We start from the raw sequence: 14333 nt of genomic DNA, 5'->3' as shown, positions 1-14333 counted from the left end.
GGCCGTCAGCCGCGACGGGTCAGGAAGGCGCGGATCCGCTCGCGGGGACGGTCGGTCAGCTCCGGGCCGTGGGTGAACGCCGCGATGTCGTACTCCAGTTCCCCGAACACGTGGGCGGTCTGCCGCGTCATGCGGTAGTCGCTGCACAGCAGCTTCGGGGCCCAGCGCACGCCGAGCACGTTGAACAGCGCGTCGCCGGTGATCAGCAGTCGGGTCGGCTCGTGCAGCAGCGACACGTGACCGGGTGAGTGCCCGGGAGTGTGCACGACCCGCAGGCCACCGCCGACGTCGAGGACGTCGCCGTCGGCGAGCGCTTGGGCCACCCGTACGGCCGGAAAACGGCCACCGGCCATCCGGGTGAAGAACCGGCCGCCGGTCACCGCCGGGTCCACGGGCGGATTGTGGCCGCCCTCGGCGTACGGGACGTCGGCGGCGTGCGCGGCGACCGGCGCGCCGGTACGGCGGGACATCTCGGCCGCCCCGCCGGCGTGGTCGGGATGCGCGTGGGTCAGCACGATGCGGGTGACGTCCGCCGGCGTCCTGCCCATCGCGGCCAGCCCGGCCACGATCCGGGCGGGCGCCTTGGCCAGCCCGCAGTCGACGAGCGTGACGCTGCCGTCGTCGTCGACGAACGCGTACGAGTTGACGGCCGAGCGCCCCACGGTGGGGATGCGCCAGATGTTCGGAGCGAGCGACACCGCCGGGGAACGCGTCATGCCCGGGAGTCTAGGGACGATGGTCAACCATCAGTGCCCCGCCGACGACCGGGCGGCCGGTCACCGGGACCGCCCGCTGGTGCGGCAGGATGGTCCGGTGGGCAAAGCGGGACGGGGCCGGCGGGCGAACGCGACAACCGGCGGCCTCTGCCCGTGCGGTACCGGTCGGGCGTACGCCGACTGCTGCTCCCCCGCGCACGGCGGCGCCGCCCCGGCGTCGACGGCCGAGGCGTTGATGCGCTCGCGGTTCAGCGCGTTCGCGCTGGGCGACACCGACTACCTGCTGCGCAGTTGGCACTCCTCCACCCGGCCGGAGCGGCTGGACCTGGACCCGGCGCAGCGGTGGATCCGGCTGGAGATCGTCGAGACCGAGCGCGGCGGCCTGCTCGACGCCACCGGCACCGTGACGTTCCACGCCCACTACCGCGCGGCCGGTCGACCGGGCACGTTGACCGAGCGCAGCCGCTTCGTCCGCGAGGACGGCCGCTGGGTCTACGTCGACGGCGACCAGTCGTAACGGAGGAGCCCGCCCGGACGGGTGCGTACCGGATGGTCCGCCGACTCGCCCGGGCCGCGCCCTCAGCCCGGGCCGCGCGCGCCGGCCGCGGCGACGTCGCCGCGCACGGTCGCGGGGCGCCGGCGGCGGATCAGCAGCGCCAGCGCCACCAACGGGTACGCCCCGGCCGCCACCGCGAACGCGACCGCGTTGCCGGCCGCCGTGGCGACCAGCCCGTACCCCGCGTACGTCCCGATGATCAGCACGTCGGTGAGCATCCCGGCCAGCGAGGTGACGGTGGCGCGACTGCCGCCGGTGATCCTCGCCTGGAGGCGGGCGTCGGCCAGGACGGTCGCCAGTTGCGCCGCGCCGAACGCCACCGCGAGCAGCACGAAACCGGCCGGACGCCGGACGAGTGCTCCCCCGGCCAGCGCGACGGCGACCAGTCCCAGCAGCGCGGCGTAGCCGCGACGGCCGAGCCGTTCCCCCGCCGGGGCGAGCAGCCCGCCGACGGTCACGCCGGCCCACAGCAGCAGGAGCAGCAGCGGTACCGCCTGCGCGCCGGCGCCGGTGTCCAGGGCCAGCAGCGGCGTGTACTCGTCGAGCGCTCCCCAGTCGGCGGCCACCACGGCGACCAGCAGCACGGCGGCTCGTACGGGTGGCCGCGTACGGACCTGCCGCACCCCGGCCCGCAGCGTCTCGGACCAGGTCAGCTCGTCGTCGTGGTCGTCCGGGCCGGACGCCACGACCGGCGGCGGGTCCGGCGGCCGGCGGTGCTCGGGGAACCGGGTGGCGACCGTCGCGGCGAGCAGGCAGGCGAGCACGCTGCCCGCGCCGACCGCCGGGTAGCCGCCGGCGGCGAACACCGGGCCGGCGAGCACTCCGGTGACCACCACGCCGAGCACACCCGCCGTGCGCGCGCGGCCGAGCACGCGGGCGTACCGGTCGCTGGCGTCGAGGCGGGCCAACTCGGTCCAGACCAGCGCCTCCAGCGCACCGGAGACCAACGCCCCGCCGGCGCCCCAGAGCAGGAACCCGACCGCGAAGGCCGGATACGACGGGAGCAGCACCCAGAGCGCGAACCCGGCGGCGGTCACCAGCGGGGCGAGGCACAGCAGCAGCCGTCGGGACACCACGTCGGCCCACGCGCCGGACGGCACCTCGAACAGGATTCCGGCGGCCGACCAGAGAACGAACAACGACGATACCTGCCCCACCGACAGGCCGGTGTCGGCGAAGAGCACCACGTACAGCGGATAGAGCAGGACGAGGTCGCTGAGGAACGCGTACCCGTAGAGGGTCGCCGAGAGGCGGCGCACCGCCGGGTCGGGCACGCGTGAGGCGAGATGGATCATGGGGGCCTTTCCCGTGGGAGTGGACGGCGGACACCGGACGTGCGGTGCCCGTGGCGGCCCACGGGTGCGGCCTGCGGCGCTGGATCAATGTCGCCAGGTCATGTCGGCGATGGTAGACCGGCGTCCCGGCGTCGGCCAGCGCTTTCGACGCTCGGCGGGACGAGAAGCGGGGCGGGATTCCGATGGATCCCGCCCCGCTGGCCCGTCGCTCGGCCCGCCCGGTTCAGCGCCGGTCGGGGTCCACCGGCGGGATGACCGTCGTGGTCTCGCTCTCGTCGCTGGTGCGCTGCCCGGGGACCGCGCCGCCACTGATCACCTGGGTCGTGTCGGCGTCCCGGCCGGGACCCACCACCTGCGTCGTGTCGTCGGTCGACGCCCGCACCTGCGTGGCGTCCGCGTCGGACGAGCGGTTGACCACCTGCGTGGTGTCCGCGTCCGACGGCCGGGTGACCACCTGCGTGACCTCGGGGTCGGACTGACGAGGGGTCACCTGCGTGACGTCCGCCTCCGACGGGCGGGGCACGACCTGCGTGACCTCGGGGTCGGACTGACGAGGGGTCACCTGCGTGACGTCCGCCTCCGACGGGCGGGTCACGATCTGCGTGGCGTCGGGGTCGGAGGGTCGGGGCGTCACCTGCGTGACATCCGAATCCGACGGGAGGGTGGTCCCCGACGTGCTCTCCGCCTCGAAGGGGCGGCCGACGGTCGACGTGCGGTCCGCGTCGGCGCGGGCGGCGGTCGAGCGGGCCGCTTCGGCCTCGACGCGGGCGGCCTCGACACGGGCGGCCTCGGCTTCGGCCTCGGCACGGGAGGCCCGGTAGGCGCGGGCGTGCGTGGCGATCAGGTGCGACTCCTGCTCGGCGCGGGTCAGCCACGACTCCCAGCGGCTCTGCATCGGACGGATGAGGCCGCCACCGACTCCGACCACGAGGATGCCGCCGACGGTGGCCAGTACGGCGATCAGCACCGGGGTGGTGACCGCGGTGGCCACGCCGATCTGGTTCAGCGCGGCGATGACGCCCAGGCCGAGGATGAACACCGAGGTGATTCCGGCCAGCGCCCGGCCGTACGACAGCCCACCGAGCGCGCCGCCGATGATGTCCTTGACGGCGTTGGCGATGGCCGCGGCGACCACGACGATGACGATCGCCACGAAGGCGCGCGGCAACCACGCGACCACGGCGGTGATGAGGTCGGAGATCGGGTTGGGCCCCCAGATGCCGAAGGCGAGCTGGAGGGTGAGCAGCAGCACCGCGTAGTACACGAGCTTCGCGACGATGTCGCTGGCGTCGTACCGGGAACGGTTGAGGGCCCGACGGATGCCGCCGCGCTCGACGGCGCGGTCGAAGCCCACCCGTTCGAGGACCTTCTCCACGATCTTCAACACGGCCTTGGCGATGAGCCATCCGGCCACCAGGATCGCCACGAAGGCGACGGCCTTGGGCAGGAAGAGCATCACCGAGCGGAGGGCGTCGCCCACCGCGTCGCTGACGTTGTCACTCATATGGTCATTCCTTAAGGGGCAGCGCGGACAGTCCGCCCCGACCTACCCCCACCAGCGGACACGGAAACGCGACTGGCCCTGGCGCGCGGCCCACTCTGGCAATATTCTCCGTGGTGCGTGCGGCCACTGGAGCTACTTTTCATCCCCCCGCCGTCGGCCGCAGGAGGAGATGTCATGCACGTCGAACGTTCCGAAATGGACCGGCGGACACTGCTGCGCGCCGGTCTCGGCGCGGCCACGGTCGCCGTCGTCGGAAGCGAACTCGCCTTCTCGGGCGCGGCGCAGGCCGCCCCCGGCACGGACCTGGACTGGATCATCAGCTGCGACGAGTGGGGCGCCCGCCCACCGGCGGACCCGCTGTCGGTCAGCGCCATCGCCACCAACAAGATCATCGTGCACCACATGGCGTTCCCGAACGTCACCGACTACTCCCGCGAGCAGGCGGTCAAGCTGGCCCACGACTGCCAGGACCTGCACATGGACGGCAACGGCTGGTCGGACACCGGTCAGCACTTCACGGTAAGCCGGGGCGGCTACGTGCTGGAGGGCCGCCGGGGCAGCCTGGAACGTCTCGAAGCCGGCGACCGCCAGATGATCGCGGCGCACTGCCCGGGTGAGAACGGCCGGGCCATCGGCATCGAGAACGAAGGCACGTACGTCACGGAGACCCCGCCGGAGGCGCTGACCGACTCGCTGGTCAAGCTGTGCGTGGCGATCTGCCGGCAGTACGGTCTGCACGCGTACGACATCTTCGGCCACTGGGACTTCCGCACCACCGAGTGCCCGGGCGCCGCCTTCTACCGGCAGTTCCCGGAGCTGCGCCGGCGGGTGCACGCCGCCCTGGGCACCACGCTCGGTGACGTCCCGGCCCGCCGCTGGCCCGACCTGTGGCGCTTCGTCAACTCGCCGTCGGTCCGGGTCGTGCAGCACCTGCTGGCCTTCCGGGGCTACGCCGTGACGGTCAGCGGCACGTTCGACGCCGCGACCGTGGCCGCCGTGCAGGACTGGCAGGCCCGCAACGGCCTCGCCGTGGACGTGGACGCCACGCTGACCATGCCCACCTGGGAGACCCTGGCGCCGGAACTGGACCAGCACGCCGTCGGCGCTCCGGTCACGGCCGTCCAGGAAATGCTGGCCACCAAGGGGTACGCGGTCACCGTCACCGGGGCGTACGACCACGCCACCCGGGCCGCGGTGCAGGACCTGCAGGCGCTGCACGGCCTGCCCCGCAACGGCAAGCTCAGCACGAGCACGTGGTGCGTCCTGGTCGGTGGATCGGTCCGCCAGTCGTACCGACACAGCTGAGCCCGACCGGCGGCGGCGCGGGTCCGGCCCGCGCCGCCGCCAGGCCCACCACCAGCGGGTACGCAGCACGGTCGGTTTGAGCCGGCGCGCGGGCGGAAAGACTCCCGGGCATGACCTGGGCCCGTCGAGCCGTACCCGCCGTCGCCGCCGCTGTCGCGGCGCTCGCCGCGCGTGACCTGATCCAGCGCGACCACGCGCTGCTGCGCAACTTCCCGGTGCTCGGCCGGGCCCGGTACCTGCTGGAGGCGATCGGGCCGGAGCTGCGGCAGTACATCGTGGCCGGCAACAACGAGGAGCGCCCGTTCACCCGGGACCAGCGCCGCTGGGTCTACGCGTCGGCCAAGCAGGAGAACAACTACTTCGGCTTCGGTACGGACAACGACATCGAGTTCACGCCCGGGTACCCGATCATCAAGCACCGCACGTTCGGCCGGGCCGTGCCGCCGTCCTCGCCGACGGCCGGGCACGACGTACGACTGCCGTGCGCCAAGGTGCTCGGCGGGGCCCGGGGTCGGGCGCGTGCCTTCCGGCCAGAGTCGGTGGTCAACATCTCCGGAATGAGCTTCGGCTCCCTCTCGGGCAACGCCATCACCGCGTTGAACAAGGGCGCCGCCCTCGCCGGCTGTCTCCAGAACACCGGCGAGGGTGGCCTGTCGCCGTACCACCGCAACGGCGGCGAGCTGGTCTTCCAACTCGGCACGGCGTACTTTGGCTGCCGCGACGAACACGGCCGGTTCAGTCTCGACCGGCTCAAGGACCTGGTCGCCGGCGCACCCGTGCGCGCCTTGGAGATCAAGCTGAGCCAGGGCGCTAAGCCGAGCCTCGGTGGCCTCCTCCCCGGGGCGAAGGTGTCCGCCGAGATCGCCGCGACGCGGGGCATCCCGGCCGGGCAGGACTGCGTGAGCCCGTCGCGGCACGCCGAGTTCTCCGACTGCGACAGCCTGCTGGACTGGGTGGAACTGCTGGCCGCCGAGACCGGCCTGCCGGTCGGCATCAAGTCGGCGGTCGGCGACCTGAGTTTCTGGCAGGAGCTGGCCGGGCTGATGCGCGACACGGGCCGGGGCGTCGACTTCGTGACGGTCGACGGCGGCGAGGGCGGCACCGGCGCCGCGCCGCTGATCTTCACCGACTCGGTGTCGCTGCCGTTCCAGCAGGGCTTCTCCCGGGTCTACAAGGTCTTCGCGGAGCACGACCTGCACGAGCGGGTGGTCTTCGTCGGCAGCGGCAAGCTCGGCCTGCCGGACAACGCCGTGGTGGCGTTCGCGCTCGGCTGCGACATGGTCAACGTGGGCCGGGAGGCGATGCTGTCGATCGGCTGCATCCAGGCGCAGAAGTGCCACACCGACACCTGCCCGACGGGGGTGGCGACACAGAACGCGTGGCTGGCGCGGGGCCTCGATCCGACGCTCAAGTCGGTTCGGGCGGCCAACTACCTGGCGACACTGCGCCGGGACCTGACCAAGGTCGCCGAGGCGTGCGGCGTCGAACACCCCGGCCTGATCGGCACGGACGCCGTGGAGATCCTGGACGGCCGCACCGGCTCCACCCCACTGCACGAGGTGTACGGCTACCGGCCGCACTGGGGCCTGCCCTCCCCGGCCGACCAGAAGGAGATCATCCGGCTGATGACCCCGGAGGCGCCCCAGGGCGGCAGCGCCCCGCCGTCGCCCACCGCCGTCGGCTGACCCCACCGCCAGCCCTCGTCGGTCCGGGCCGACTCCCCGGGTCGCCGGATCAGTCCGCCCCACGGCCCAGCCCCAGACGCCAGACGCCAGCCCCAAGCCCACCCCCAGACGCCAGGCCCAGGCCCACCCCCAGACGCCCAGGCCCAGGCCCAGGCCCAGGCCCAGGCCCCAATGAGCGTGATGCCTGTGCGTCATCTTGATGACCCACAGGCATCACCCTTCCCGCGGCGAGCCCGACCCGAGGCACCCCCGTCACGCCAACACCCAACGCCGCGCCAAGCGCGATGCCTCTGCGTCATCCTGATGACCCACAGGCATCGCCCTTCTCGCGGCGAGCCCGGCCCGGGCCCCCGGGGGGCCGTCGGAACCGCGCGATAACTCGTGGAAGCCGTGAACTACCGCGCTTATGGTGGCGCGGTGCTGATCAGACGCGAGACCTCCGCTGACATCGACGCCATCCGGGCCGTGCACGCCGCCGCCTTCGCCACCACCGACCACGGCCCTGACGGCGGTGACCACGGCTCCGATCACGATCGCGATCACGGCCCCGACCAGGGCCGCGATCACGGCTCCGAGCAGGGCCGCGACGATCGCGTGCCGATCGAGGCCACGCTGGTCGACGCGCTGCGCGCGGACGACGGGTGGCTGCCCGCGTACTCCCTGGTGGCGACAGCTCCGGACGGCCTGGTGGTGGGGCACGTCGTGGCCACCCGCGCCCGCGTGGCGGGCGCGCCGGTGGCGTTGGGCCTCGGGCCGCTCGGCGTGCTGCCCGAATGGCAGCGGCGCGGTGTCGGCAGCGCCCTGATGCACGCCGTCCTGGGCGCCGCGGACGCCCGCGACGAGCCCCTCGTGGTGCTGCTCGGGCACCCGGAGTACTACCCGCGTTTCGGGTTCCGGCCCGCCGTCGAGTTGGGCGTCACCCCGCCGCAGCCGTGGGGCCCGCAGTACTTCATGGCCCGCACGCTGACCGCGTGGCACGCCTCGATCCGCGGCGAGTTCCGCTACGCCCGCCCGTTCGACGACCTGTGACCGATCCTGTCGGTCCGTCGCGAGAGGATGGCGCCATGACCGACCAGACCGAAAATGAGGTGACTGCCATGGCGCGTGAGGTGCAGATAACGTTCGACGCCGCCGACCCGGCCGCACTGTCGGCGTTCTGGGCCGACACCCTCGGTTACGAGTTGCAGGGCCCGCCCGGCGGCTTCGACTCGTGGGAGGCAGCGTTGGACGCGATGGGCGTGCCGCCGGAGCGCCGCAATGACGCGTCGGCGGTGGTCGACTCGGCGGGGGCGGGGCCGCGCCTGTTCTTCCAGCGGGTGCCGGAGGGCAAGCAGGCCAAGAATCGCGTCCACCTCGATGTGCGTGCCGCGCCCGGGCTGACGGGTGACGACCGGATGGCGGCCCTGGAGGCCGAGGCCGACCGGCTCGTCTCCCGGGGCGCCACGCGGCTCGCCCGACACGAGCCCGCTCCCCCGCTCGGCGCCGGCCACATCGTCATGGCAGACCCGGAGGGCAACGAGTTCTGCCTCGACTGAGCGCGCGTTCTCCCAGCTCACTGCCGTGCCGACCGACCGCCATGCGAACATGTGTACGTGTCGCACGGCGCCCACATCCTGCACGCCGACCTGGACGCCTTCTACGCGTCGGTCGAGCAGCGTGACGACCCGCGCCTGCGCGGACGGCCGGTGATCGTCGGCGGCGGCGTGGTGCTGGCCGCCAGCTACGAGGCGAAGGCGCGGGGTGTCCGCAGCGCCATGGGCGGTCACCAGGCACGACGGCTCTGCCCGGACGCGATCGTGGTGCCGCCCCGGATGTCGGCGTACACGCAGGCCAGCCGGGCGGTGTTCGAGATCTTCCGGCAGACCACGCCGCTGGTCGAAGGGCTCTCCATCGACGAGGCGTTCCTCGACGTGGGCGGGCTGCGCCGGCTGGTCGGCACACCGGCGGACGTCGCCCAGCGGCTGCGTCGGGAGGTCCGTGACCGGGTCGGTCTGCCGATTACGGTGGGCGTGGCCCGGACGAAGTTCCTGGCGAAGGTGGCCAGCGGGGTGGCCAAGCCGGACGGGCTGCTGGTCGTCGCCCCCGAAGCCGAGATGGCGTTCCTGCATCCCCTGCCGGTGGAACGGCTCTGGGGCGTCGGGCCGGTCACCGCCGCGAAGCTGCGGGATCGCCGGATCCGTACCGTCGCGGACGTGGCCCGGCTCGGCGAGGCCGCGCTGGTGTCCCTGCTCGGGGCGGGCGCCGGCCGACACCTGCACGCCCTCGCCCACAACCGCGACCCCCGGGCGGTGCAGGTGGGCCGCCGCCGGGGCTCGATGGGCGCGCAGCACGCGTTGGGTCGCAGCCCGCATGCGCCAGCGGAGCTGGACGCCATCCTGGCGGGCCTGGTCGACCGGGTCACCCGGCGGATGCGGGCGGCCGGGCGGTCCGGACGCACCGTGGTGCTGCGACTCCGCTTCGGCGACTACACCCGCGCCACCCGCTCGCACACCGTGCGCAAGGCGACCGCGGACACCACTTTGCTGCTCGCCGCCGCGCGGACGCTGCTGCGGGCCGCCCTGCCGGAGATCGACCGGCGCGGCGTCACCCTGCTCGGCGTCTCGGTGGGCAACCTGGACGACAACCCGGTGCAGCCGGAGCTGCCGTTCCAGGCCGACACCGGGGCCGACCTGGACGCTGCGGTGGACGCGGTCCGTGACCGCTTCGGCTCGACGGCGCTCACCCGGGCGGTGCTCCTGGGCCGCGCCCCCGGGGTCGAGATGCCGCTATTGCCGGACTAGAAGTCACCGGCTGGTGCGACCGGAGACACATCACAGCAGGTCGGCGGTTTAGCCGATCGCACATGGGTGAAATCTTGGGGTGGAAAGCCTGACGAGGGGGGCCCATGTCCGACGAGACCAGCAACCGACCGAGCCGTCGTGCCGAACGCCCGCACGACGTGACCGACCCGCTGCTCTGGCAGCTCGCGGTCGACGTGCTCGACGCGCACGAGCCTGACGACGAGGGTCACTGCCGCAATCTCCAGTGCGCCGGCCAGTCCTGGCCGTGCACGGCGCGTACGACCGCCGAGCAGTCGTTGCGACTGGCCCGCGGCGTCCCCGACGCGGCCGAGAGGGCCGTCGACGGCCACGGGGCCGCCACCGGCTGGCCGGCCGAGGCGGTCGCGCCGACGCCGCGCCGGGGCTGGAACGGCGACGTGATGGCCCGCCGCGAGGCGAGGACGGCCGCCTCCGCGGCGTGACGCGTTCCGCGAGGACAGCGCCAGACGAACGAACGCTCGGCCGGTGACCCGGCCGAGCGTTCGTCTGTCGTACGTCAGAGCGCGAGGCGCTGCCCCGGGAAGATCAGGCCCGGGTCCGCGCCGATCAGCTGACGGTTGCGCTCGTACAGGGCCTGCCAGCCGCCGCTGCGGGGGTGCCGCTCGGCGATCTCCGACAGGGTGTCCCCCGCCGTGACCACGTACGTGTCACCGCTGGCCACCGGCGCGGTCCGCTCGTGATTACGGGTCGCCGGTTGGTCACCCCGCGACGACCGCTCCTTGCCGGCGGTGGACTTCGACGAGCCGGTCGACGACTTCGTCGAGGGCTTCGCGGTGGACTTCGTCGAGGAGCCGCCCGACGAGCCGCCCTTGCGGCCGCAGGTCGGCCACGCGCCGATGCCCTGCCCGTCGAGCACCTTCTCGGCGATCGCGATCTGCTCGCCACGGCTGGCGAGGTCGGCGCGGGCGGCGTACTTCTTGCCGCCGTAGCCGGCCCAGGTGCCCTGGGAGAACTGCAACCCGCCGTAGTAGCCGTTCCCAGTGTTGATCTTCCAGTTGCCGCCGGACTCGCACTGGGCGATCGCGTCCCAGTTGACGCCGGCCTGGGCCGGGGCCGCCGGTCCGAAGAGGGCGACGGCGCCGGTGACCGCGCCGACGGCCAGGGTGCCGACGGCGACGCGGCGGGTGGTGACCCGTCGATGACGGGGGGTGTACGCAGACGTCATGGAACTTTCCTCCACGCCGGCGAGGTGAGCTGTCGGGTTCGGGCCGAGGAGCCCGGCCGCGCGGTGGCGGCTTCACCCCGAGGTGACATGCACCGAGGAACGTTGGGTCCCCCGCTCCTGCCCGGGTTCTGTTTCCGACGACCGGGGGCAGGATTTGGCGTTGCCGGTCGCGGCGTCCACGGTGGCGGACCCGACCGACGGTAGGCACGGTGGGTGACAGTCGCCCACCGCTTGTGAAGTTGTTCACCGGCTCACGCGGCGCGCCTTCCCCAGCGGTTGCGGACGACGTGCACCTGTGCACCGACCATGGTGGACCGTTTCCGATCAGGCGGCGTTCGCGTCCGGCAGCGGCCGGCGGGCCATCAGTCAATCGGCGCCCGCCGGCCGCGAGCGACTACAGGGTGCGCGCCAGCCGGTCGGCGAGCGTACGGGTGAACCGGGCCGGGTCCGCCAGCTCGCCGCCCTCGGCGAGGACTGCCAGCCCGTACAGCAGTTCGGCGGTCTCGGTCAGGGCCGGGCCGGAGTCGCCCTGCTCGTGGGCCTTGCGCAGCCCGGCGACGAGCGGGTGACCAGGATTGATCTCCAGGATCCGCTTGGTCGAGGGGACCTCGTGCCCCATCGCCCGGTACATCTTCTCCAGCGTCGGCGTGAGGTCGTGCGCGTCACCCACCACACAGGCCGGTGAGGTGGTCAGCCGCGACGACAGGCGGACCTCCCGGACACTGTCGGCAAGGGTGGTGCCCAACCACTCGACGAGCGCGGCGAACTCCTGCCGCTGCTGCTCGCGCTCGGCCTCGGCCTGCTGCTTCTCCTCGTCGGTGTCCAGGTCGACCTGGCCCTTGGCGATCGAGCGCAGCGGACGGCCGTCGTACTCGCCGACCCGCTCGACCCACACCTCGTCGACCGGGTCGGTGAGCAGCAGCACCTCGTGGCCCTTGGCCCGGAACGCCTCCAGGTGCGGGGAGTTCTCGATGGTGGTCCGGGAGTCGCCGGTGGCGTACCAGATGTCGGTCTGGCCGTCCTTCATCCGCGAGACGTAGCCGGCCAGGTCGGTGGGCTCCGCCGCGTCGTGGGTGGAGGCGACCGACAGGATCTCCAGCAGGGTGTCGCGGTTGTCGGCGTCGTCGATCAGCCCTTCCTTGACCACCGCGCCGAACTCGGTCCAGAAGGTGCGGTAGCGCTCGGCGTGGTTGGCCTTGAGGTCCTTGACGGTGGCGAGGACCTTCTTGACCAGGCGGCGGCGGACGATCTGGATCTGCCGGTCCTGCTGGAGGATCTCCCGGGAGATGTTCAGCGACAGGTCGTGCGCGTCGACGACGCCCTTGACGAAGCGCAGGTAGGTGGGGACCAGCGCCTCGCAGTCGTCCATGATGAACACGCGCTTGACGTAGAGCTGCACGCCGCGGCGACCCTGCGGGGAGAACATGTCCAGCGGGGCGTGGCTGGGCAGGAACAGCAGCGCCTCGTACTCGAAGGTGCCCTCGCCCTTCATGTGCACGACCTCGAGAGGGTCGGCCCAGTCGTGGCTGACGTGCTTGTAGAACTCGTTGTACTCGGCGGCGTCGACCTCGTCGCGGGGACGCGCCCACAGCGCCTTCATCGAGTTGAGGGTCTGCACCTCGCTGGTGGCCGCCTCGCCCTCGGCGCCCGGGCGCTCGACGGTCATCCGGATCGGCCACGCGATGAAGTCGGAGTAGCGCTTGACGATCTCGCGGATCGTCCACTCGGCGGTGTAGTCGTGCAGGTTGTCCTCGGTGTCGGCCGGCTTGAGGTGCAGGGTCACCGCGGTGCCCGCCGGCGCCTCGTCGACGGACTCGATCGAGTAGGTGCCTTCGCCGCTGGACTCCCAGCGGGTGCCGCCGGTCTCACCGGCCTTGCGGGTCAGCAGGGTGACCCGGTCGGCGACCATGAACGCGGCGTAGAAGCCGACGCCGAACTGCCCGATCAGCTCCTGCGAGGCGCGGGCGTCGGCGGATTCGCGTAGCTGGCGCAGCAGCTCGGCGGTGCCGGACTTGGCGATCGTGCCGATCAGCCGGACCACCTCGTCACGGGTCATCCCGATGCCGTTGTCCCGCACGGTCAGCGTGCGGGCGTCCCGGTCGACCTCGATGGCGACGTGCAGGTCGTCGGTGTCGGCGACGAGATCCTTGTCGACGAGCGTCGCCAGCCGCAGCTTGTCCAGGGCGTCGGACGCGTTCGAGATGAGTTCCCGCAGGAAGACGTCCTTGTTCGAGTAGATCGAGTGGACGACCAGCTGCAGGAGCTGACGCGCCTCGGCCTGGAACTCCAACGTCTCGGCCTGGTTGCTCACACCGTCTCCCTTCTCGGCTCGTGCGGAGGTTCGCGCAAAGGATACGAGTCGTCACGGGCGGGGGTGTGTGCGCCTCCGGGTCGTATTCCCGATTCCCACCCGCTGGTCGCGTGACCTAGCTGACTTTGCTTGACAGAAGTCAGCCGGATAGCGTTCCTGTCGACAAGGCCCGCCACGAACCCTGGAGCAGTCCCATGAAGATCGCTGGAAGCACCGCCCTCGTCACCGGCGCCAACCGGGGCTTCGGTCGACACGTGGCCGCCGAACTCGCCTCGCGCGGGGCGACCGTCTACGCCGGCGCGCGCAACCCGGACAGCGTCGACCTGCCCGGCGTGACCCCGGTCCGGCTGGACATCACCGACCCCGCGTCGGTCGCCGCCGCCGCGAAGCGGGCCGGCGACGTGAACCTGCTGGTCAACAACGCCGGCATCGACAGCCGGGTGGACCTCCTCGACGGCGACCTGGACCTGATCCGGCTGGAGTTGGAGACCCACTACCTCGGCACCCTGTCGATGATCCGGTCCTTCGCCCCCGTCATCGCCGGCAACGGCGGCGGCACGATCCTCAACGTGCTCTCCGTGCTGTCCTGGGTGAACTACCCCCTGCACGGGGCGTACGGCGCCGCGAAGTCGGCCGAGTGGGCGATGACCAACGCGCTGCGCCTCCGGCTCGCCGAGCGGGGCGTCCGGGTCGCCGGGCTGCACGTCGGCTACATGGACACCGACATGGCCTCGACCATCACCGGCGCCAAGTCGGACCCGGCGGCGATCGCCCGGGCCGGCGTCGACGGCATCGAGGCCGACGCGTACGAGATCGTCACCGACGACGTCAGCCGGCAGGTGCAGGCCGGGCTCGCCGGCGGCGTCGCCGCGCTCTACCCGCAGCTCCCCTGACCGTTTCCCGACCGGGGACGCGACGGGCCGCCGCCGGGAAGCACCGGCGGCGGCCGACCCCTTTCGGGTACGCGGTCAGCTCCC

Annotated in this window: 12 protein-coding genes, 1 pseudogene and 1 riboswitch; of the genes and pseudogenes, 8 read left to right on the top strand and 5 right to left on the bottom strand. The window is 72.6% G+C overall.

The genetic code is table 11. From position 1 onward, the window contains the following. Positions 1 to 5: 5 nt before the first annotated feature. Complete coding sequence (locus tag ACTFTM_RS14225; RefSeq protein ID WP_449566243.1) at positions 6 to 716, bottom strand: MBL fold metallo-hydrolase; 711 nt, start codon at positions 714 to 716, stop codon at positions 6 to 8. A gap of 97 nt (positions 717 to 813) precedes the next feature. On the opposite strand from ACTFTM_RS14225, the gene ACTFTM_RS14220 reads away from it, so the two are divergent. Further along, the gene (locus ACTFTM_RS14220; protein ID WP_449566242.1) at positions 814 to 1233 is read left to right on the top strand and encodes a YchJ family protein; all 420 of its coding nucleotides are present in this window, start codon (positions 814 to 816) and stop codon (positions 1231 to 1233) included. A 62-nt stretch (positions 1234 to 1295) separates the two neighbouring features. Here the strand turns inward: ACTFTM_RS14220 and ACTFTM_RS14215 are convergent, their stop codons facing one another. Continuing rightward, positions 1296 to 2567, bottom strand: coding sequence for an MFS transporter (locus ACTFTM_RS14215; protein ID WP_449566241.1), 1272 nt, complete (start codon positions 2565 to 2567; stop codon positions 1296 to 1298). A 724-nt stretch (positions 2568 to 3291) separates the two neighbouring features. Continuing rightward, positions 3292 to 4071: pseudogene (locus tag ACTFTM_RS14210) on the bottom strand (membrane protein); the annotation flags it as partial. 174 nt (positions 4072 to 4245) lie between these two features. Here ACTFTM_RS14210 and ACTFTM_RS14205 point away from each other — a divergent pair. The 6 genes from ACTFTM_RS14205 (at position 4246) to ACTFTM_RS14180 (ending at position 10302) form a co-directional block, all read left to right on the top strand. Beyond that, positions 4246 to 5376, top strand: a complete 1131-nt coding sequence (locus tag ACTFTM_RS14205) for a peptidoglycan recognition protein family protein (RefSeq protein WP_449566240.1) — start codon at positions 4246 to 4248, stop codon at positions 5374 to 5376. A gap of 110 nt (positions 5377 to 5486) precedes the next feature. After that, entirely contained in the window at positions 5487 to 7061 is a 1575-nt protein-coding gene (locus ACTFTM_RS14200) for an FMN-binding glutamate synthase family protein (RefSeq protein WP_449566239.1), read from the top strand. 417 nt (positions 7062 to 7478) lie between these two features. Beyond that, positions 7479 to 8090 carry a GNAT family N-acetyltransferase gene (locus ACTFTM_RS14195; protein ID WP_449566238.1) on the top strand — a complete coding sequence of 204 codons (612 nt, stop codon included), beginning with the start codon at positions 7479 to 7481 and terminating at the stop codon, positions 8088 to 8090. 68 nt (positions 8091 to 8158) lie between these two features. Next, entirely contained in the window at positions 8159 to 8596 is a 438-nt protein-coding gene (locus ACTFTM_RS14190; protein ID WP_449566637.1) for a VOC family protein, read from the top strand. Between the two features lie 57 nt (positions 8597 to 8653). Beyond that, entirely contained in the window at positions 8654 to 9841 is a 1188-nt protein-coding gene (dinB, locus tag ACTFTM_RS14185; protein ID WP_449566237.1) for a DNA polymerase IV, read from the top strand. Positions 9842 to 9945: 104 nt separating this feature from the next. After that, positions 9946 to 10302 carry a hypothetical protein gene (locus tag ACTFTM_RS14180; RefSeq protein ID WP_449566236.1) on the top strand — a complete coding sequence of 119 codons (357 nt, stop codon included), beginning with the start codon at positions 9946 to 9948 and terminating at the stop codon, positions 10300 to 10302. Between the two features lie 74 nt (positions 10303 to 10376). Here ACTFTM_RS14180 and ACTFTM_RS14175 read toward each other — a convergent pair whose 3' ends face one another. Continuing rightward, positions 10377 to 11045 (bottom strand): transglycosylase family protein, encoded by a 669-nt coding sequence (locus ACTFTM_RS14175; protein ID WP_449566235.1) that lies wholly within the window; start codon positions 11043 to 11045, stop codon positions 10377 to 10379. After that, positions 11045 to 11213, bottom strand: a riboswitch (cyclic di-AMP (ydaO/yuaA leader). (Overlaps the previous gene by 1 nt.) A gap of 226 nt (positions 11214 to 11439) precedes the next feature. Next, positions 11440 to 13356 (bottom strand): molecular chaperone HtpG, encoded by a 1917-nt coding sequence (gene htpG, locus ACTFTM_RS14170; RefSeq protein ID WP_449566234.1) that lies wholly within the window; start codon positions 13354 to 13356, stop codon positions 11440 to 11442. Between the two features lie 194 nt (positions 13357 to 13550). Between htpG and ACTFTM_RS14165 the strand changes: the two genes are divergently transcribed. Next, positions 13551 to 14249 carry an SDR family oxidoreductase gene (locus ACTFTM_RS14165; protein WP_449566233.1) on the top strand — a complete coding sequence of 233 codons (699 nt, stop codon included), beginning with the start codon at positions 13551 to 13553 and terminating at the stop codon, positions 14247 to 14249. Positions 14250 to 14333 lie beyond the last annotated feature (84 nt).

The organism is Micromonospora sp. RB23 (assembly GCF_053585025.1).
The sequence above is the reverse complement of the archived record's forward strand: the minus strand, read 5'-3'. Positions and strand labels throughout refer to the sequence as shown.

Bases quoted from the DNA above. Each gene is read 5' to 3' on its own strand.
- ACTFTM_RS14225 (WP_449566243.1), bottom strand. From the start codon at position 716: ATGACGCGTTCCCCGGCGGTGTCGCTCGCTCCGAACATCTGGCGCATC.
- ACTFTM_RS14215 (WP_449566241.1), bottom strand. From the start codon at position 2,567: ATGATCCATCTCGCCTCACGCGTGCCCGACCCGGCGGTGCGCCGCCTC.
- ACTFTM_RS14205 (WP_449566240.1), top strand. From the start codon at position 4,246: ATGCACGTCGAACGTTCCGAAATGGACCGGCGGACACTGCTGCGCGCC.
- ACTFTM_RS14200 (WP_449566239.1), top strand. From the start codon at position 5,487: ATGACCTGGGCCCGTCGAGCCGTACCCGCCGTCGCCGCCGCTGTCGCG.
- ACTFTM_RS14190 (WP_449566637.1), top strand. From the start codon at position 8,159: ATGGCGCGTGAGGTGCAGATAACGTTCGACGCCGCCGACCCGGCCGCA.
- ACTFTM_RS14180 (WP_449566236.1), top strand. From the start codon at position 9,946: ATGTCCGACGAGACCAGCAACCGACCGAGCCGTCGTGCCGAACGCCCG.
- ACTFTM_RS14175 (WP_449566235.1), bottom strand. From the start codon at position 11,045: ATGACGTCTGCGTACACCCCCCGTCATCGACGGGTCACCACCCGCCGC.
- ACTFTM_RS14165 (WP_449566233.1), top strand. From the start codon at position 13,551: ATGAAGATCGCTGGAAGCACCGCCCTCGTCACCGGCGCCAACCGGGGC.